The following is an 18587-nucleotide window of genomic DNA, read 5'->3' as shown; positions in this document are numbered from 1 at the left end:
CAGCGCAAAACACCATCCGCGAACTGCCGGGCCGAGGTACCTCGTAAGGATAGTGCGACAAGGCGGCATCTTCACGGGCTTCGAATGAGGCCGGAATATGTTGAGGCATTGTTTGATGGATATTTGGGAGTGATGCAGATGCGCGACCTTGTTGAAGCGGCATATTGCGAGACGCTTGAACTCAAGCCGTCACCAATCGAGCCGTCGTGGATCATCGAAGGTCGCCCGGAAGCTCGTTCGCACCTTCTGTCGAAGAGCGCGTTCAAGACCTGGTGGACGATGATTTGGTCCTGCACCGAAGGCAAGTTCAACTGGCATTACGATTTCGACGAGACCGTCGTGATCCTCGAAGGATCAATCCTGCTCGAGGTCGATGGTGCAGCGCCGACGCGTTATGGTGCCGGCGACGTGATCTTGTTCCGCACCGGTTCGCATGCCAAGTGGCACGTCGAGGATCGTGTGAAGAAGGTCGCCTTTTGCCGGCGGCCTCCGCTGGGCTTCGCCATCCGTGCTGCCAGGATGCTCAAGTCAATGATGCCCGGCCAACCTGCGGCGTCGCGACTTACTACATTGGAACGACCTTAGAGCAGGCCTGCGTTTCTGGCCCGACGTCAGCCCATCCATCAATCCGATTTCATCGGATCGACGTCATCGTCAATCGCCGCCACGTAGTTCACGTGCAGAGTGATTGGAACTTTCGATCCGTCCAGGACCAGACGGAGGCTTGTCGGATAAAATCCGCCGCCAATGACGCGTCCGGTCTTTCCAGCCAGGCGAGCGCCGGCTTCGGGCTTAACCTGAACGCGTGAGCCCGGGGGAAACCCGAGATTGGTGGAGGCTGATTCCGGCATGGCTTTCTCAGTAGCGAATGAGACAGTGCTCGACGCCGCGAATTTCAAATGAAATGCTCTTGGACGCGGCAATGGCGGCCGACGTCATTGCCGCTACGTCCAGTCATGGCTTGACGTAGGCCCAGCCCAGTTCTTGCAGTTCCATCACGCGCACGACGCCCGATTTCACGATCTCCGCCTGACGAACAATCGGTATGTCCTTGTTCTCGGCCTTCTTCATTTTCTCCTGGGTGTTGCCGCAGGCCTTGAACGAAACCTCAGGCGTGCTCAGAGCCATTTCCTCGATGCGCGCTTTTACCGGCGATGTGTCTTCACGCAGCATGTGGAGTCCGGGCCCAAACGTGACGACCTCGATCTTCACCTTTTCGCCGGCGTCCTTGTAGTATTGCGCCACGTTGGTCGCGTTGTTGAGCGCGAGATTCATCGCCGGGGCGTCATTGCTATTTACCTGCAGGATCAAGTGATGCTCCCTTTGCTTCGGTGCGGCCGAATGCTGCGTATGGGCAGGCGCGGCCTGCTTCCGCTTCGCCGGCTTCGCGACGTGTTGTCTCGCGTGCACCGCCTTATGCTGGACGGATTGCCCGTCTGCCGGCGTCCAGTATCTTCCGCCCTGTTCTGCGACCGCAAACGATGCAGAAGCCAGAACAGCAATCGCTGCCATCGCGAACACTTTGGCAATATGTTGGAACGTCATCATTATCCGCCTCCGTCGAAGAAAACAGGTTTGCATCTCGTCAATGACCCGGTGTCGCGATCGCGCGCGGCCATTTGCACGCCGCTGCTATCTTCGCGCGCGCCTCGTCCAACCCAGCGAGGGAGAAGGTGCCGTCATGGGCGGCACCCCCCCGTTTTGAGACCAGGACAATGAGGTCCCCGCTGTCTGGAAGTGACTGCAGCAGGCGAACAACGTCCCCGGTAAAGGCGACGCCGGGCCCGAACGTCGGGGTGGCTGCCGCGACTTGCACCGCCGGGTTATCATTGATGCGATAGAAAATTGCATCGTCACCGACTCCGCGGGAGATGCCAGGTCCCGTCAGCGCCAATTCGGTCCGGCCGCTGCGGCAGCGAATCGATAATTGCATCGCGGACTCGCCGACCCCGCCGCGTGACGATGTCGTGGCAGTCGCGATCGGAGAGTAGTCTATCGGCGAGGTCGTCTGGCTGACGACCCAGCCCTCGTCGGCGGATGGACGATGCTGAGGCGCCACGGTGCGAGTCAATTTGTCCAGGCACTCGAGACGCTCCGTGTGCTGCCTCTGAAGGCAGGAGCGCAGCTGTGTCATCGAATCCTGGGCCGGCGCTATGCCGCCTGCAGCCCCGAGCACTATGGGAAGCAGGATCGCGGCGCGGTTCATTGCGATGCTTGTGTTGAGCGGTGCTGACGATCCAGCCACGCTTGCGCCGCAGGGACGCGCACGAGACCTGGAACTGTCGCGGCAAGGTTGATGGATTTCCACTTCGGGTCGAAACCGGGGGCCTGCAGCCTGTCGATCCGGGAGAACAGGTGGTCGATGAAACGTGAGACGCGCTCGGAGCGGTTTGACTTGATCGGCCAATTGAAGGCGACCAGTGCGGTCGGCACGGCGATCGTCGAAATCCGTTCGCCCGGCTTGATCAGATTGGGATAGTCGGCTTCACCGAGGGAGGCGGGGAGGTAGTAATCCTCGAACCTGCCGTCATAGGGGAGGGACAGGAACTTGAAACCCGGCTCCCAGCGGCCTCGCACGAAGGCGTCCACTGGCTTCGATGTAATGAAGACAACCGCTGCAATCTCGCCCTTGCGCATCTGCTCGAGCGCGACCTGATGCGGAATGAACGTCTTTTCCACATCGAGGTTGAGGCGGCTGAAGATCAGCGGACCCGAATAGGCCGCAGCGGTGCCCTGTGTATTGAAGTTGACCTTCTTGCCGGAAAGATCGCTCAGGCTCTGGATCTCCGGTCGAACGAAGATATGCAGCTCGGACGGGAACAGATTTAGGACATACGCAATTCGTCGCTGGATGTCCGGCACCTGGCTCTTGTATTCCTCGAGCGCGTCGGAATTGATGATTGCGGCATCGATGCCGCGTAGATAGAGCAGGGAATTCACGTTTTCAGTGGCTCCGCGAGTGACGACCGGCAGAACGTGTAGGTTATCCCCGTCGTCGACCACACGCGCGATCTCCGCCGCCAGCCGTATCGGTGCGCCCTCGAGCAGGCCTCCGGCCAGGCCAACAGTCCAGGCATTCATGGAGAGCACCTCAGGTCTGGGCTGCGAAGGCGCGGGGCGAACCGGCCGAGCATTGTGGGACTGCGAATTCAACGGCCGCGCATCCGCCCAGGGCTGAACGGCCATGAGCGATGATGCGAACGCCGCAAGCAAGGCCAACCGGCGGAATCCTATGAACCCTTTCATCGACGAACTCCTTTACGCACGCTGCATCCGCTTGGGCTTTCTACCGGCGCAACGCTTCGTATCGCGCTTTTGCTTCCTTGATTCCCCCGGCTTCGGCTCGCGCATAAAGATCTCGCGCCTTAGTGGAATCCCCTTGCGTTCCGTACGTTCCGAAATTCGGCAGGATCAGCGGATCGTAGGTTTCCGCGAGCGCGAAGCTTGCTTTCGCGCTCCCCATCTCAGCGGCGCGCTCCAGTACGATCCGCGCCGAGCCGATGTCTCCCTGTTCAAGTAGTGCGCTGGCGCGCGCGATCAATTTGTCCGCCTGCGCGCTGTTGTTAGACTGGACCTCAGCATCGCCCTGGCTGCGCGCCGGTATGGCCTTGTCTTGGACTGGTCTGTCTCCGACCGATTTCTGTTGGATGGGCTTGTCGTAGACGAGTCCATTTTGCGTAGGCCGGTTTTGGATTGGCCGGGCCGGTGCCGACGGCGGCTCCTCGCGCGCGGCCTTGCCGGTGGTAGCCGGCGGAGGCGCAGCGGAGAGAGTTTTCGCCGCAAGCGCGCTGTTATCCCGACGCGCCAATGTCAGATCCCTTTCCAACCCCTCGGCGCGCTCGCGCGCACGCTGCAACAGGCTCCGCAGCTCGGCCGATTCGCGCTCTCCGGCCTGCTTGATCCGTGCCACGTCCTCGCTCGCCTTGGACGCCCGTTCGGTCTGCGCGTCGAGCTCGCGGCTTGCTTTCGCCAAGTCCCGGGCCAGCTGTTCAGCCCGCTCGCGCTCCCGCCGCTGCGACTGCTCCAGCGAGGCCGTATTGCTCGCCGCCGTCTGGCTGAGCTGTGCCGCTTCCTCGCTGGCTTTGGCCGCTTGAGCTTCGTATGCGTAGACCTTGCTGCGAGCGATCGAGAGATCCTGCGCCAGCGCATCGGCTCTCTCTTGCTCCTTCTGCATCGACCGTCTCTGCTCCGCGGCGCCAGCCTTGGCTGCTTGCGTCAGCTTGGCGACTTCGTCGCTGGCATTTGCCGCCAGCGCCGTCTGCGCATCAATGTCTCGTCGCGCAGCCGCAAGCGCCTGCTCGAGCTGGCCGATCCGATCCCGCTCCTGTTTCAGGGAGTTTTGCAACTCTGCTGCGCTGCTTTCTCCTGCCACTTTCGGTAGGGAGGCGTTCTCGTCGGCTTTCGCCACCGGTGCCGTTTGTATCTGGTATGCATAAATAGCGGTTCTTGTCAGGGAGAGATCCTGCTCAAGCGTGTCGGCCCCGGGGCGCTCTTTCTGCATCGATTGCCTCAAGGCACTGGACTCCGCCGCCCGACTTCGCTGCGAAAGTTCCTCGTTTGCCCTTGCCGCCAGCGCAGACTGGGTTTCGGCATCGTGCCGCGCGGCTGCCAGATCCTGCTTCAGCCGCGCCGACCGCTCGTGCTCCTCCTGGAGCGATGTCTGCAGCTCAGCCGCGCTCCTTTCGCCCGCCTGTTTCAGCCGGGACGTTTCCTCACCTGCCTTCGTCGCCAGAGCAGTTTGGGTTTCGAGATCGCGCCGCGCGGCTGCGAGATCCTGCTCCAGCCGCGCCGACCGCTCGCGCTCCTCCTGGAGCGATGTCTGCAGCTCCGCGGCGCCGCTTTCGCCCGCCTGTTTCAGCCGGGACGTTTCCTCGCCTGCTTTCGCCGCCAGCGCAGTCTGGGTTTCGACATCGCGCCGCGCGGCTGCGAGATCCTGCTCCAGCCGCGCCGACCGCTCGCGCTCCTCCTGGAGCGATGTCTGCAGCTCCGCGGCGCTGCTTTCTCCTGCCTGCTTCAGCCGGGACGCTTCCTCACCAGCCTTCGTCGCCAGCGCGGTTTGGGTTTCGACATCGTGCCGCGCGGCTGCGAAATCCTGCTCCAGCCGCGCCGACCGCTCGCGCTCGTGCTGCAGCGATGTTTGCAGCTCAGCCGCGCCACTCTCGCCCGCTTGATTCAGTCGGGAAGCTTCCTTCAGTCGGGAAGCGTCCTCGATGGCCTTCGCCGCTAACGCCTTTTGGGTTTCGATCTCGCGCCGCGCAGCGTCAAGCCCGTGCGCCAGCCACTCGGCCCGATCGTGCTCCTGCTCCAGACGTTGCAGCAACGCGATGTCGCGCCTTGCAAGGGCAAGTTCGCAGGTCAGTGACTCTGACCAGTCGCGTTGCTGTTTTGGAGGCTGCCGCAGGGCCCCTGTGTCGCTAGTTGGTGCTTGTGCAACCTGTATCGATTTGTCGCCGCCACCCGGGCTCGGCAGCAACTTCTTGAACTCGTCAGAATCCAGATTGTGGGCAGTCGTTGCCAGTTGCGCGTCTGAGAGGTGTCGTGCCTGATCCTGGGAAGCCTCCGTTTCCGACGCCCATGTCATAGCGAGCATGACCGCTGCCATCCACCGGGGGGCGCATCTACCCCGCGCGAGGGAGTTCTTCACTTCGCCGCTGAGCATGACCGTGCGAGCCATCTGCAAGTACCTGTCGCCTGGCGATCTGATATCCTTCAGATGCTTTCAGATGGCTCATTATGCGCTCCATCTTTATGCGAATCATATAGCTCGCATGGAGGACCCTCTCTCACCACTTTTGGGTTAGGGTACGGATTGTGCTCGAGCCGTGAACAATGAGATGGCCACAGCGGGCTGGATCCTAGGGCCGTCCAGCCCCGCGCCTGCGAGTAGCGCCTTCTATCCGCAGCGGCGTTGGACTGCTTCAGCGCTCGCCGTTGCCCTGATCGGCCTGCTTGAGATCATACAACTATGGGTACCGGGACGGCACGCGAGGTTTGAGGATTTTATGGTCGATGCGCTTTCGACCTGCGCCGGCTTCGCGCTTTCCGCAGCGGCCAGCTGGATGATGGCGCAATTGGTCCACGATCCCGACGCGGTGACACGTCAGCGTCCTTAGTGAGCACACTGATCTGGCTTGCAGCGGAAGATGCGCGAGTTGACCACTAGACGGAGCGCACCATCAATCGAGCTCAGTGCATTGGTGCACGGGCAGCCCGCCGCCGCTTGTATCGTTGCCGCGGATCGTCAAACTTGAGCTCGGCGACCAGTCGCCAAAGCTGAACCTCGTGACCATCCGCCAACCGCCCGGCCCGCTCGGTTGCGGACGCGTCGTCCGGGCAGTGAAGGTTGACCACGCTCCCCAATTGGCCGTGTTCGTCCAAAACAAATGCACGATAGTGTGGCATCGCAAATCCCCACGCGACCGCATCTTACCTGCCGCCTCGCTCTCCGGTTTGGAGATTATGGAGCATTACGAGCTACCTCTGATGGGCGGTGTGCTCGCCCCGAACCCGCTCGGCGTCGCCCGTTCGAATAGCTGAGGCGCACGCACTCATCCGTGACGGTGGAAATGCCTGGACAGCTCCGGTCTTTGAAAGTGCGCTACCATGGTAACCGTCGGGGTTCTGCAATTGCCAACGCCAATGGTCCGCACACATTTGCTCCAACGATCGGGTCGACTTCCAGCCCAAAGCCTCCATCGCAAAGGTCGGGTCGGCATAGCAGGCGGCGACATCGCCAGCCCGACGCTCCTTGATTTCATAGGGAACCGGACGCCCGCTCGCTGCTTCAAATGTACGAACGATGTCCAGAACGCTGCTGCCGTTCCCCGTGCCAAGATTGACCGTGAGCACACCAGGCTGTCTCAGGTTGCGCAAGGCGCTCAAATGCCCGGATGCGAGATCGACCACATGAATGAAGTCGCGGACTCCGGTGCCATCAGGCGTGTCATAGTCGTTTCCCCAAATCTGCAGCTTCTCCCTCCGTCCAATCGCCACCTGCGCCACAAACGGGAGCAGGTTGTTGGGAAGGCCCAGCGGGTCTTCTCCGACCAGCCCGCTTTCGTGTGCTCCAACCGGATTGAAGTAGCGCAGATTGGCGATCCGCCAATCGTCGTCGGACCTGCAGAGATCCTTCAGCATCTCTTCGATAACGAGCTTTGTGCGGCCATACGGATTGGTCGGACAGAGGGGATGCTTCTCGTCGAGCGGCAAGTATTTAGGTATTCCGTAAACGGTCGCGGACGAGCTGAATACAAGTGTCTTTACATTCGCCCTCTTCATTGCTGATACCAGCCGCATCGTTCCCAGAACGTTGTTCTCGTAATAGTTCAGGGGGCGTACGTTGGAATCGCCCACGGCCTTCAGCCCTGCAAGGTGAATGACCGCGGTCACTCCGCAGGAACGAAGTATGGCGTGAATCGCCTCTTCATGGCGGATATCTGCGTGCCGAAAGACGAGCGAACGCCCACAAATGGACTGCACCCGCTCGAGCGAAGTCTGGTTGCTGTTGGAGAGATTGTCGAGCACGACGACGTCGAACCCGGCGTCCAGCAATGCGATACAGACGTGGGACCCGATGTAGCCGGTACCTCCAGTCACCAAGATCATCTCGGACAGCTTCCGCATTCGCTCAACTGGCCTCCGTGCATGCGACACCACATTAATCGGAAGTCTCGTCCACGGGGCGTGGAGATTCTGGGCCTTATGAGCTACCCCTAATGGACTGCATCCGGGCGGTGCAGCCGGGGACGGACCATCGAGCGCTCATGACCGTTGCATCATCCATTTCCAGGCGTCGCGGATGAGGTTTGGATCCGCCAACGTAGGATAGCGTCGCAAAATGCGATCTCCCGCTACGGAATTGCGACGGCTGTTGTTACCTCTGCCCGATGCGTACCGAATCGCCAGAGCTCTCATCGGTCCGGCTTGTCCCTGATGGAATGTCTGAACTGCCTATCCTTCGGGGAGGGACGGCAGGACCATCCTGGTATCGGAGAGTGACCTCGACGGCGTCACCCGGCTGCAGCTCGGTATCCTCGCTTGCGATGATCCGTTCCTGTCCCTTATCGCCCTTCCTGATGATGGCGATCTCCGCGTGGTTGCCGGTTCCTCGCACGAGTTGTGATCGAACCATCGCAGTGTACTGAAGTTTCTCGCCGACGCTCTGCAGCTTTTCGCGGATTTGATTGAGCTTTACACTGGTATCTTGCAGCTCACGGAGCAGGTCGAGCCTCCGCTGGTCGTCTAGCTTTGCCAGCTTCCTGACGAATTCGTCCTGCTGCTTCTTGACTTGCAGCAGTTGCGCAGAGGTTTGCAGCTTCCGGGTCGATGACAGCAGCACGGCGCGACGCGCATCCGTAACGCGAGGGCTGATCAAGGAACCCTTGCCGAAGAGCTCGGTCGTTTTCTGCAGGTCGTCGAGATCTGCGTGAAGTCCTTCTTCATCCTTCTTCTGCTGCTCTGACAGCACGCGGACCTCGTCGTCTCCCTGTCTAATGCCGCGCTGAAGGTACGTCTTTTCCTGCTGATAATCACTCTGCTTGGTCTTCAGATATTCCGTTTCTGCGTTGACGATGTCCGAAATCGCCGATCGAGCTAAGGGCGCGTCCATGAGGGCGCCTGGAGTGATCTGGGCTGCCTCTCCAAGTTCGGTCTTGATGCGCCACATACGCGCTTGTTCTTTGGCCAGCTCTGTCCAAAGCGAACCATACTCGCCTCTCAGGTCTGCTGCCTCGAGATACGGGTTGCTCATTTTGACGCGCATGATGTCGTAGCCGCCTGCCACGGCGACGAGCTGGCGTGCGGTGATAGACGGACGATAAGGGTACTCACCCGGCTTCGATACATCCCCATTTACGTATATGGGCTTGTATTCCACGATGATCGTCGTGACCTCGCCTGCGTCGATCACGACGACCGTCTCACGGCCATCGGACGTCCGCTGTCGAAATACCTTGCGCGCAAGTGCAGCCCCGATTTTGGCTCGGATCTGTGGTAAGGGCAGGCCGGCCACTGGAAGCGTTCCAACCAGAGGCAACGAAATATTCCCGTCCATTTGAACGGGAGCACGATGCCGCAGCTCCGGCACGCCCGCCACCGCAACCTCCAGCACATCTCCGATGCTTACCAGATATTCCGCCTTCGCTTGAGTGACGGAAATTGTCAGGCCAACAGCCACCAAGGCCCATTTGATGCAACGACCGAGGTCGCTGCCATCGACGTCGACATGGAAGCTATTGCGCAGTCTGGAGTTCGGCATAGCGTCATTCCCTGTACGAACGTGGTCACCGAAGTGAAAGTCTTAATTTGTTCGCGGACAACCGTCCGAGTAGCCTCCCGACAGGCGATCCGCAAAATTACGTTCCGTTCTCTCATTGACGCCGAACCACTCGGTGCCTTCTTCCGCTCAGTTCGATTGATCGGTTCTCGATCATACTCATCGAACCCATTGGGACGGGCGCTTCCATTGCTGCCCGAATCTAATCCCGCGCGGTCGCGGCTCAATCGACCATCGTAGTTACCCACTTATTGCCCGTTTTGCCGGCCTCCGCCAAACTTCCGGCACATCCGGTCGATGGCGGCACGGCGATCGCAGGCCGTTGGAAGGGGCAGATTGGCCGCTCTATTAATGTTGGCGGCAGGTGCCGAGTTCCTACTCGTAGCCGGTGCGGACTATGGGCGCGCAGATGACGATCGTTGAAGAACAGTACGGCCATCGCGGACGAACGCTTCACCGCCGATGATCACGCCGGCGCCAGGATCGACCGAGCGCAGGCACCGCTGGTGAACACGCTCGAACCGAGCTGCAAGCTATTCTGGTACGGAAGCACGATACTCACGGCGCCACATCTCGACCATCATGAGCTGAAATAAGCGGCGACTTCCGCGCTCTGTCGACCGAAGTCTTGACAGGAGGCGCGCCAAAAATCGTTTTTCAAAAAGTGGCGAACCGGTCGCGATGAGATCGTCCACGAGCGGCCTCCAAGGCCCCTGGAACCATTCATGCAGAGGGATCGAGAAACCCTGCTTTCGGTGACTATCAAAGTCGGGAGGTAGCCAACGCTGTGCAAGAGCACGCAAAATGATCTTTCTTCGAGCATCCTGGACTTTGAATCTTCCGGGCAATCGCCCAAAAGCAAACTCGACGATTCGATGATCCAGGAGCGGCGCGCGCACCTCCAGGGATGTGAGCATGCTGGCCCGATCGACTTTGACGAGAATGTCATCCGGTAAGTAGCTGCGAAACTCGGCGGCACAAATCGCATCTATGCCACCGCAGACTGTTTCCAATCCAGCGCGGCGAAGTTCCGGGGTAGCCGACATCGGCCGGCCGGTCAGTCGCGATCTCGTAATCGGATCAAGTAGTCGCGTCAGCGCTGTTTGTGGCTCATTGCAGCTGAGTAGCCCCATGATCGCGTTGCGTCCTTCGATTCCCAACGGTATCGATTTTGCGGCGAGTGCCTCCAATCCGAGCCGATGCAGACCAAACTTCCGTAGTTGCGCGATCTTCAGAAGCCAAGGATGATGAATGTAGCCACCGAAGAGTTCATCGCCGCCATCGCCTCCTAGGGCGACAGCGCATTCCCTTCGAATTGCGCGACTCACCAGATAGGTGGGAAGCATCGAGTTGTCAGCGATAGGCTCGTCATATTGACGGATGAGTGAAGGCAGGAACTCGCCCGAGCCCGGCTCAGCGACGAGTTCAGTATGGTTTGAACCGAGATAATCAGCGACCCGACGCGCGTGGCGCGACTCGTCGAAGCTCGGATAGCCTGGAAAGGCGACGTTGAAAGTGCGAACAGCCCGCCCCGAACTCCTGACGGCCGCGGCAGCCACGAGGCTCGAATCAAGACCACCGCTCAGCATGATGCCAATCGGCACATCAGCGATGAGCTGGCAGCGCACGCTCTGCGTCAGCAGGACTTCGAGATCGCTCGTGAGCTCTTGCAAATCGCTCTGCGCGGTGTTGGTGGCACGTATCGGTAGGTCCCAATATCTGCTGATCTGCAGTCGATCCAGATCGGGTTCGTAAGTCAGCCAATGCCCCGGCGGTAGTTTTGCGAATCCGTCGAAGATGCAAAGTGACCCGGAAACGTAACCATACGCCAAGTAATCGTCGAGCGCCTCGCGATTGATGCTCCGTGGGATGTTCGGATCAACGAGAATAGCTTTCAGTTCGGACGCGAAAGCGAACCGGCCATTCTTGTGCAAATAGAATAAAGGCTTTTCGCCGGCCCGATCGCGAGTAACGAACAGGCGTCGTTTGGCGCCGTCCCAGATCGCGAGCGCGAACATTCCGACCAAACGATCGAGGCACGCGGGGCCCCACGTTCGATACGCGGCGATCACGACCTCGGTATCGCTTGTGCTGCGAAAACTATTGCCGCGCGCCTGAAGTTCGGCTCGAACTTCCTGAAAATTGTAAATCTCACCATTAAAGACAATTGTTATCTGGCCATCGTCCGAGCTCATTGGCTGATGACCGAGAGGGCTGAGATCGATTATGGCTAAGCGCCGATGACCTAAGCCCACCCGCCGATCAGGACTGAGCCAGGTACCAGCGTCGTCTGGGCCGCGGTGTGCGATTGCATCGCACATGCTTTGCAGCAATTGAAAGCTAACCGGCTTCTTGGCCTCGATTATTCCGGCAATTCCGCACATGCTTGCCCGATCATTTTTCTATGCGAAAAGAATGATACTCGAAAAATCGCAAGTTACAGAGCAGTTACAAAGGAGGGGCGCTTTTCGTCAAATCTCCGGGGGTTAACGAGCGGACAAAATCAATCACTGCATCCGCGCGCTTGGGACTGCATCAGACGGTACACCGTAGAAGACGCCCCGTCCGTCGGTCCCGATGTACACGCGGCCCCAGACCTGCCGGTCGCCCGCCATGGCCCCGGCTCCGTTTACGAGATCGCTCATTTGGTACTGGGTGTCGTTGATGAGAATCCAGCTGGTGCCCATGTCGTCGGACCTAAAGACCCCCTTCGTGTTTTCCACTGTGCCGTAGAGAAAGACCGTCGGGACTTTCGACCCGTTCGGGGGCGCTCCGAAACTGAACATGAAGGCGTACTGGACGTTGGCGACCTTGGCGAAGGTCTCACCTGCGTTCGACGAACGATAAAGGCCCGAGGCACCGTTGCTCATCCAAACCTCCCCGCTCATTCCCGGGGCGGCCTCCACGACCTGCTGTCGCCAGCCCAACGACGGAATAGTTGAGATGCTCTCGAATGTCGCCGCTCCATCGGTCGAGCGGTAGAAATGTTCGCTGTTGTAGTCGTACAGGTAGAACTTGCTTCCATCGGTGCGGTCCGCGGCCAGCGGTTTGTTCTTGCTCCAGTAGTTCTTGCCTTCGACGGCGGCCGATGGCGCTCCAACCGACTGCGTCCACGAGGCGCCCAGGTCGGTCGAGTAGTAGGGAACGCTTCCTTTCGGCAGCCATACGATCCGCCGTGACGTGGCCGAAACCGCCACTCGGCCGTCTAAGTTTCCGTTTGGGTTGGATGGAAAAGCCGTGAAGGTCTTCGCATTGTCGATGGAATAGCCACCGGCCGGCGAGGTGTCTCCGGGATGTCCCACCCGCACGACGAAGTTTGGATCCGCCTCCTCGAAATCGATTCCTGTGGAGTTGCCGAAGGGGGTATATCCGAACTCGTTGGGCGGTGGCGTGGTGAGAGAGGCATTTCTGAACCCGATATGGTCAGCCACAGCCGAGAGCAGGGGAGCGCCCCGGGGCGGGGACTTGACGTCGAAGACGACCATCTCTTCCAGCCCATTTACGTAGCTCTGCCAAATTTGGCGCTTGGCGGTAATGTCGTCGGTGCGCCACACCCCACCGGTGTCCGTGAACCAGACCCGCTTCGGATCGGCAGGATCAATTACCATCGCCGACGGCCCATCGGCGAACTCGCTGTTGGGCAGCCACGGAACCGAAGAAGTGGCGCTCACGTTCCAAAAGGTCCAACTGGCGCCGCCGTTCGTGGAGCGGTACCAGCCGTAGTGGCTCTCCATCGTCACCACGACCTTTGGATTGGTCGGGTCAACGCTGATGGCTGAAAAGTTGCGCCTCTGCTGAGGCGGCGAGATATTGGTCCAGGCCCCTCCGGAAAATTTCGCGACGCCGTCGTCGTGGGTCACGTAGAGGGTTCCATCAGATGCGATGGCTTCGCGGTGAGGTGCAACCGGGCTGCCGGCCATGACGGCCCACGATAGCCCTGCGTCCATGCTGCGATAGACTCCGTGGCCACGTACAGCGGCATAGACTGTTGAAGAAGGCGACCCCGCCCTGCCTGTCGTGCGATCGATGGTCACGAAGGTGATCCCGACTCCCGCCGTGCCTTTGGGAAAACTCTCGACCCGCTGCCAACTTGCTGCAGCGTTGGTGCTCTTCCACAAACCGTCGTTGCGCGAACCAAAGTAAAGGACGTTGCCGTCGTTCGGATCTACAATCAGCCGCTCCCCGTTGAGCGCGCCGCGACCATCGTTGCCGTGCATTACGACGTTCAGATTAGTGCGTTCCCATGTCTTGCCTTGATCCGTGGACTTAAGCACATCCCACGGTCCGCCGCGCCACCAGTTGAACATCCCGGCAGCGAAGTAGACGTTATTCGGGTTCGATGGATCGATAGCAATGCTCTCTCCGCCGAATAGATTCTGGTGCGAGAGCGGGAGCCAGTCGAGCAACGGAATCCACCGCTGGTTGGCAGCATCCCACCGGTAACATCCGCCGACATCGGTGCGGATGTAGAGCAAGTTGGGGGCCGATGGATGTGCGACGATTCCGGTGACGTACCCACCGCCGCCCCACTTCACGTTTGTCCAGACGTATGGCTCGCTCTTGACAACGCCTGCATGCCCGGCGGCGAAGCTCAAAGCGGCCAACAGCATTCCCAGACACGCTCGACGAATGAACCATGCGCTCCAGGCACTCTTTGCCAGGGGGACGTGTCTTGAATGTCGGCGCTCAGCTGGTTCGGCCATCGGGCGTTACTTCCGCTGTTTCACGAAGGAGAGACAACAGCGACCGATGCATGTTCGTGAGCACAAATCCGAGCAGCATGGTCATCACAAAGACCGAGGACTTCACGACGAGGCGGAGAAAGACGGATGTGTCCAGCCCGGAGCAGAGGACGTGGACGACGAGCACACCGACTGCGACCACAACGATGACTTTACAAGTCTGATCGAGCCGTATCATTTGAGCGATGCTGGTTCCCAGTGCTTTGGAAACCATGTTCAAGGCCCAGCACTCCCAAAGAACAAGGCTTGTGACGCTTCCGGCTACCACGCCGGCAAGTCCGAAAAACTGGAGACCAAGAATGCTCAAAGCAATCGATAGCAGAAGAGATATTGCGCCGATTTTTGCGGCCCGCCGGCCGAATCCAAATACCTGAAGGAGATGGCCCGCCGCGAAGACGGTAGCCATCTGTCCCAGGAGATAGATGCGCATGAGCGGCACCGCCCCCAGATACTCGCGCGTATATATGAGTTCGACGAGCTCATTTGCGGTCGAGATCAGCAACCCGAGAACTGGGGGCAGCATCATTCCCAGTACGAGGTATCCCTTCTGTATCAGGGCGAGGGCGTCATCGAGTTTGCCTGCGCCAACCAAGGAACTGATCTTGGGTAGAAGAGCATCATTGAGAGGCTGGCGGGTCAACGTTCCGACCAACAGAACCGTCGACGCAATCGAGATAAGTGCAAAGGCCGTGTTCGAGAAGTTCGTCGCCACGACCCATTGGTCCGCCTGCACGCGCAAAAGGAAAAACCCCTGGGCGACAGCAAAGGGCAACGAATAATTCAATTGCGAGCGTGCGAGCTGCCTGTCGAATGCGAGTCCCGTTTCCTGCGCGGCAAACAGAGCATAGGCGAGTGCTATCCCGACCTTCGCCATGGCCGCGCCGCACATGGCAACCAGAACCCAGGTCACGTCGCCCGACGCGACTGCCGCACCTGCCAATGCCGCCGCCCTGAGTGCCGCAAAGCCGACCGTTGCGCAGGCCTGCCACTCCGATTTTCCATCCGCGTTCGGCAATACGTCGAGAATCGATGCCAATATCCAGGTGCCGACGAAAATCTGCACGAGCGGCGAGTAGCGCTGCAAGCCGGCGATCGAACCAGGCAAGACGGGCATCAGCACCAAAAGCAAGAGAACCGAAAGACCGCCGAGTGCGAACAGGCTCAGGAGCGTATTCCCCACCAGCTTCGGCCGAGTCCCGGGGGCAGCGCGCGGCAGGAAATAAACCAGGGACTGCGGCAGGAAAAGGGGGAACAGGATCAATCCTGTCGAGGCAACCAACCACATCAGGCGGTAGTCCCCAAACTCCTGCTGGGTCAGGTGGCGGACCAGGATGACCGGCAGCGCCATTTGCATGGCATACTCGAATAGCCCTGCGGTAGCCAGAAAACCGGCCTTGCGGCGAATCCCTGACGTCATGCCGTGCGCGCCCCCCTCCGTGCGGCCTCGTCCAGCAGGCTGTCGTGTTTCCAGCGCATCGGTCATAAGGAAATGAGGCCATGCACGCGCTGACGCGCATGCATGGCATCCCTCCTGTGTCCATCGCCGCCGATCAGGAGCCTCATCGCCACACCGGTTTGCTCGACGCGTGTCGTTCCTTCCTTCGAATCGCTTCCTCGATTGCTGCGACATAGGGCTTCAGCACCACGTGATCGCCATGCATCCGGTCCATGTAGCTTCTGCATCGCTCGGACGCCTTTCGCCATTCTGTTTCATCGGCAATCAAGTGGTCGGCGACGTAAGCCATCTCATCGATGGACTGGGGCGAGGCACCCAGACCTTCGCGCTTGATGAGACCATCGGGATCGAAAAATGATACTACCGGAACGCCGCGACGCCAGGACTGAAGAAAGGAATTGGGAAAACCCTCGGTGTGCGAGGTATTGACGAAAATCTTGGCGCGGTCATAGAGGTCACCGACGTCGTGATAAGGGACACGACCGCGAAACGTCAGGTTCGGCAGTTGTTTCGCGGCAGACTCGATCTTGCTGTACAGTTCGGAATAACCCGGTTGTGGACCGCCAACCATGTGAATATGCCGGGAAGACATGCGGCGCGCCAACTCGATGGCGAGCTCGGGGCGCTTGAAGTCGCGCAGGTTGCTGACCCAAAGAATTTCCACGTCGCGCTGATCACGATCCAGCTGCCGATCCGGGGGATCCACCAGCATGTCAGCGACCACGCTCGTCAATCCATAATTTTCCAAGAGCGCGCGTTGCTGGCCGGCGTGCTGGCAAAGGACACTATCAGCCCTCCTCAATCCGTATTCGTAAAGCTTTTTGTCTCGTGTGTAGCGTATCAGCAACTTCTCCGGATCGGCATCCGTGTCATGTGCCAATCGGTGGACGAGGCCACGTCCATGCCGGCGGCAGAACATCGCGACCAAGCCGACGCGCGTGCCGGCACTGCTCGTGTAGTAGACGTCGGCATCGGCCCGCATCAACGCCGCCCACGTTGCGGTCCAACGGGGATAAACAAAACGAAGAACCGGAAGGCCCGCATCCGCACGATACGTTTTGTAGGTTGTGATTCCGTGCCAGGCTGCTGCGTCGGACTGACCGTAATCGCCGACGAGCATGGAAACCTGGTATCCACGAGCAACGAGTGCTTTCGCGAGCAGCGTCTGTTGGACCTCCTCCCCGCCAATACCATGGTGATTGTATTCGGGGGCAAGGACCGGGAGGTTTTCAAGACCGACGAAACACACCTTCATGGCTGCGTTCTTTTGGTCGAACAGGTTGATTGGGCCTGGCCGAGTGCGAGCCCATAACACAGCCAAAGGGCCACCTGCGGGTAGGTCGGTACAAATCGGTCATCCGTCAATCCCTGGACGGCGAGGCATATCAGGCAAACAACGCCCCCTTCGAAAACCCCGCGCCATAGGGGATCACCATGGTTCTTCGCGAGGCGTCTGAACATGGCCCAAGCCGACCAGAAGAAGGCTGCGACGACTGCGACACCCACCATCCCCATATCAAGAAGAACGCCGAGATAGGCATTATGGGGGTGTCCGACCGGAAGCATTTCTCCGTGGAGATTGGGAGTGGCCCACATGGTCGAACCGAGGCCATGCCCGAGGATGGGCGCTTCCCAGAACGTTGGCAATAGTGGGCGCCAGATCATGTCGGGGCGACCGGCCGTGATTGCATGAGTATCCTCTGTGGCGAAACCTGTCGTCGCTCGTTCGACGAATGCGCCGGGCAATAACAAGGTGACACCGACGATGATCGACAGCGCAAGAACGATCTGGCCTGTTCGGCGCCGGGTGATCAGATAATGTCCAACGATGATGGCAAGGCCGATAAAGGCGCCTCGAGAAAAGGTCAGCGTCGCCATCGCGGCGGCGACGATGGCGCATGCAAAAAGCGTCAGGCGCGGAATCGGTCGGGCGGTGGCCGCCGCCGTGTAGAGCAGGATCGCAAACCCCAAATTCGCCATGAGGCCGATCTCATTGGCGTGCATTCCGGTCCAACTGAGAAAACCGCGCTCTCCTGCGGACGCGAGACTTTCAAGGCTGATGCCGTTGCCAACGAGGTCGGCCACGACGAGCATGAAGAAGGTAACAAGGGCCCCTGCGAGCGCCCAGATCAGAGATTGCCCACCTCCATTTCGCGAGACCACAGCCGCCATCCAAGCCACGACAAGGATAATCATCGGCTTAGCGAAATTGTCGAGGATGTATGTCTTCACGGTTAAAGGCTCCTCGCCTGGAATCGTGATCGCTTGCTCTGCCGATGCGGAGCCGCTGTAGGCGGCGAGTGCAATCAGTGCGACATAAACCAGTAGTGCCGGCGGCAGGTGGGGGAATCGAACGGCCTCTCGGAGCGAAGCCAAGCACAACGACGAGAACGTGAGCACGAGCAGGCAATTTTCCGAATTGAATCCGGTGACCTCGAATACCTGACGCGGAACCATTTGGGTTGACGCGAAGGGCAACAGTAACACCAACAGCCAGACTCCATTCCGGTAGTCGGCGAGAACCACCGCCGCGGCAATCGGCAACGAATAAAGAAAAAAGGGAATCGTTCCCCCGACCATTGCCGTCAATCCGCCGCCGATCGCGGCAAATATCCCGATGAGAATCAAGAATAAAGTGTCGGCTCGCAACGGCGAGACGGAGCTGGAATTCGAGAAGGAGCCGTTCATCTATCGATGGCCATGTTGTCGAATGACGTTTGCGTGGCGTCATCGTCCGCGACATCACGGATGATGCCGCGAGGAGATCGTGATCGCAGCTGATGTCATTCGTGACCAGATCGAGATAGTGCGCGAGATTCGCCGTCTCATGCTTCATATGCAAGCGTCTGATGCTGCGTGAACTCTGCGAATTGGGGGTAATCCTTTCGACTGCTCCGACACGTGCTCCTGGCGGCGGGCAAGACCGCCGCCTGCGTGCGCGCGGACCAGCGCGCCAGCAATGCCCTTTCGAGACCAGGGCAGCGCCCAGTCTTCAATTTCGGGCCACAGGCGCTTGCTGGCTTCGCGGCCCCCCTCCAGCGCGTCGCACATCTTGGGCCTCGATCGCCGTTCGACCTTTTCCGCAACACAATGCCTGATCCGCGGTGCCGCCATG

13 protein-coding genes are annotated in these 18587 nt (G+C 59.7%); 1 reads left to right on the top strand and 12 read right to left on the bottom strand.

Annotated features, from left to right (window positions below; all coding sequences use genetic code 11):
* The first annotated feature begins 138 nt into the window (after positions 1-138).
* Positions 139-585, top strand: a complete 447-nt coding sequence (locus ACVJ19_RS07680; RefSeq protein WP_453949514.1) for a cupin domain-containing protein — start codon at positions 139-141, stop codon at positions 583-585.
* A 38-nt stretch (positions 586-623) separates the two neighbouring features.
* Here the strand turns inward: ACVJ19_RS07680 and ACVJ19_RS07675 are convergent, their stop codons facing one another.
* The 12 genes from ACVJ19_RS07675 to ACVJ19_RS07620 form a co-directional block, all read right to left on the bottom strand.
* A complete protein-coding gene (locus ACVJ19_RS07675) occupies positions 624-851 on the bottom strand; it encodes a hypothetical protein (protein ID WP_453949515.1) in 228 nt (75 codons plus the stop codon).
* Positions 852-954: 103 nt separating this feature from the next.
* On the bottom strand, positions 955-1548 hold the full coding sequence (locus ACVJ19_RS07670) for a DsrE family protein (protein ID WP_453949516.1): 594 nt from the start codon (positions 1546-1548) through the stop codon (positions 955-957).
* A 37-nt stretch (positions 1549-1585) separates the two neighbouring features.
* Positions 1586-2206 carry a hypothetical protein gene (locus ACVJ19_RS07665; RefSeq protein WP_453949517.1) on the bottom strand — a complete coding sequence of 207 codons (621 nt, stop codon included), beginning with the start codon at positions 2204-2206 and terminating at the stop codon, positions 1586-1588.
* Positions 2203-3246, bottom strand: a complete 1044-nt coding sequence (locus tag ACVJ19_RS07660) for a TAXI family TRAP transporter solute-binding subunit (RefSeq protein ID WP_453949518.1) — start codon at positions 3244-3246, stop codon at positions 2203-2205. Before ACVJ19_RS07660 ends, ACVJ19_RS07665 begins: the two co-directional genes overlap by 4 nt.
* Positions 3247-3286: 40 nt before the next feature.
* Positions 3287-5590, bottom strand: coding sequence for a hypothetical protein (locus ACVJ19_RS07655; RefSeq protein WP_453949519.1), 2304 nt, complete (start codon positions 5588-5590; stop codon positions 3287-3289).
* A gap of 884 nt (positions 5591-6474) precedes the next feature.
* Positions 6475-7605, bottom strand: a complete 1131-nt coding sequence (gene galE, locus ACVJ19_RS07650) for a UDP-glucose 4-epimerase GalE (protein WP_453955128.1) — start codon at positions 7603-7605, stop codon at positions 6475-6477.
* Between the two features lie 268 nt (positions 7606-7873).
* Positions 7874-9256: a polysaccharide biosynthesis/export family protein gene (locus ACVJ19_RS07645; RefSeq protein WP_453949520.1), complete on the bottom strand. Its 1383-nt coding sequence runs from the start codon at positions 9254-9256 to the stop codon at positions 7874-7876.
* A gap of 551 nt (positions 9257-9807) precedes the next feature.
* The gene (asnB, locus tag ACVJ19_RS07640) at positions 9808-11658 is read right to left on the bottom strand and encodes an asparagine synthase (glutamine-hydrolyzing) (protein WP_453949521.1); all 1851 of its coding nucleotides are present in this window, start codon (positions 11656-11658) and stop codon (positions 9808-9810) included.
* Positions 11659-11781: 123 nt separating this feature from the next.
* Positions 11782-13884 (bottom strand): hypothetical protein, encoded by a 2103-nt coding sequence (locus tag ACVJ19_RS07635; RefSeq protein ID WP_456739366.1) that lies wholly within the window; start codon positions 13882-13884, stop codon positions 11782-11784.
* 76 nt (positions 13885-13960) lie between these two features.
* Entirely contained in the window at positions 13961-15499 is a 1539-nt protein-coding gene (locus ACVJ19_RS07630) for a lipopolysaccharide biosynthesis protein (RefSeq protein WP_453949523.1), read from the bottom strand.
* A 76-nt stretch (positions 15500-15575) separates the two neighbouring features.
* A complete protein-coding gene (locus ACVJ19_RS07625; protein ID WP_453949524.1) occupies positions 15576-16727 on the bottom strand; it encodes a glycosyltransferase family 4 protein in 1152 nt (383 codons plus the stop codon).
* Positions 16724-18160, bottom strand: a complete 1437-nt coding sequence (locus tag ACVJ19_RS07620; protein ID WP_453949525.1) for an O-antigen ligase family protein — start codon at positions 18158-18160, stop codon at positions 16724-16726. Before ACVJ19_RS07620 ends, ACVJ19_RS07625 begins: the two co-directional genes overlap by 4 nt.
* Between the last annotated feature and the right edge of the window lie 427 nt (positions 18161-18587).

The sequence above is a fragment of the Bradyrhizobium sp. USDA 376 genome (assembly GCF_054063675.1).
The sequence above is the reverse complement of the archived record's forward strand: the minus strand, read 5'-3'. Positions and strand labels throughout refer to the sequence as shown.

Excerpts from the sequence above, each read along its gene's own strand:
- ACVJ19_RS07660 (WP_453949518.1), bottom strand. The coding sequence starts at position 3,246 with ATGAAAGGGTTCATAGGATTCCGCCGGTTGGCCTTGCTTGCGGCGTTC.
- ACVJ19_RS07665 (WP_453949517.1), bottom strand. The coding sequence starts at position 2,206 with ATGAACCGCGCCGCGATCCTGCTTCCCATAGTGCTCGGGGCTGCAGGC.
- ACVJ19_RS07645 (WP_453949520.1), bottom strand. The coding sequence starts at position 9,256 with ATGCCGAACTCCAGACTGCGCAATAGCTTCCATGTCGACGTCGATGGC.
- asnB (WP_453949521.1), bottom strand. The coding sequence starts at position 11,658 with ATGTGCGGAATTGCCGGAATAATCGAGGCCAAGAAGCCGGTTAGCTTT.
- ACVJ19_RS07670 (WP_453949516.1), bottom strand. The coding sequence starts at position 1,548 with ATGATGACGTTCCAACATATTGCCAAAGTGTTCGCGATGGCAGCGATT.
- ACVJ19_RS07620 (WP_453949525.1), bottom strand. The coding sequence starts at position 18,160 with ATGAACGGCTCCTTCTCGAATTCCAGCTCCGTCTCGCCGTTGCGAGCC.
- galE (WP_453955128.1), bottom strand. The coding sequence starts at position 7,605 with ATGATCTTGGTGACTGGAGGTACCGGCTACATCGGGTCCCACGTCTGT.
- ACVJ19_RS07680 (WP_453949514.1), top strand. The coding sequence starts at position 139 with ATGCGCGACCTTGTTGAAGCGGCATATTGCGAGACGCTTGAACTCAAG.
- ACVJ19_RS07655 (WP_453949519.1), bottom strand. The coding sequence starts at position 5,590 with ATGCTCGCTATGACATGGGCGTCGGAAACGGAGGCTTCCCAGGATCAG.
- ACVJ19_RS07675 (WP_453949515.1), bottom strand. The coding sequence starts at position 851 with ATGCCGGAATCAGCCTCCACCAATCTCGGGTTTCCCCCGGGCTCACGC.
- ACVJ19_RS07635 (WP_456739366.1), bottom strand. The coding sequence starts at position 13,884 with ATGCTGTTGGCCGCTTTGAGCTTCGCCGCCGGGCATGCAGGCGTTGTC.
- ACVJ19_RS07625 (WP_453949524.1), bottom strand. The coding sequence starts at position 16,727 with ATGAAGGTGTGTTTCGTCGGTCTTGAAAACCTCCCGGTCCTTGCCCCC.
- ACVJ19_RS07630 (WP_453949523.1), bottom strand. The coding sequence starts at position 15,499 with ATGACCGATGCGCTGGAAACACGACAGCCTGCTGGACGAGGCCGCACG.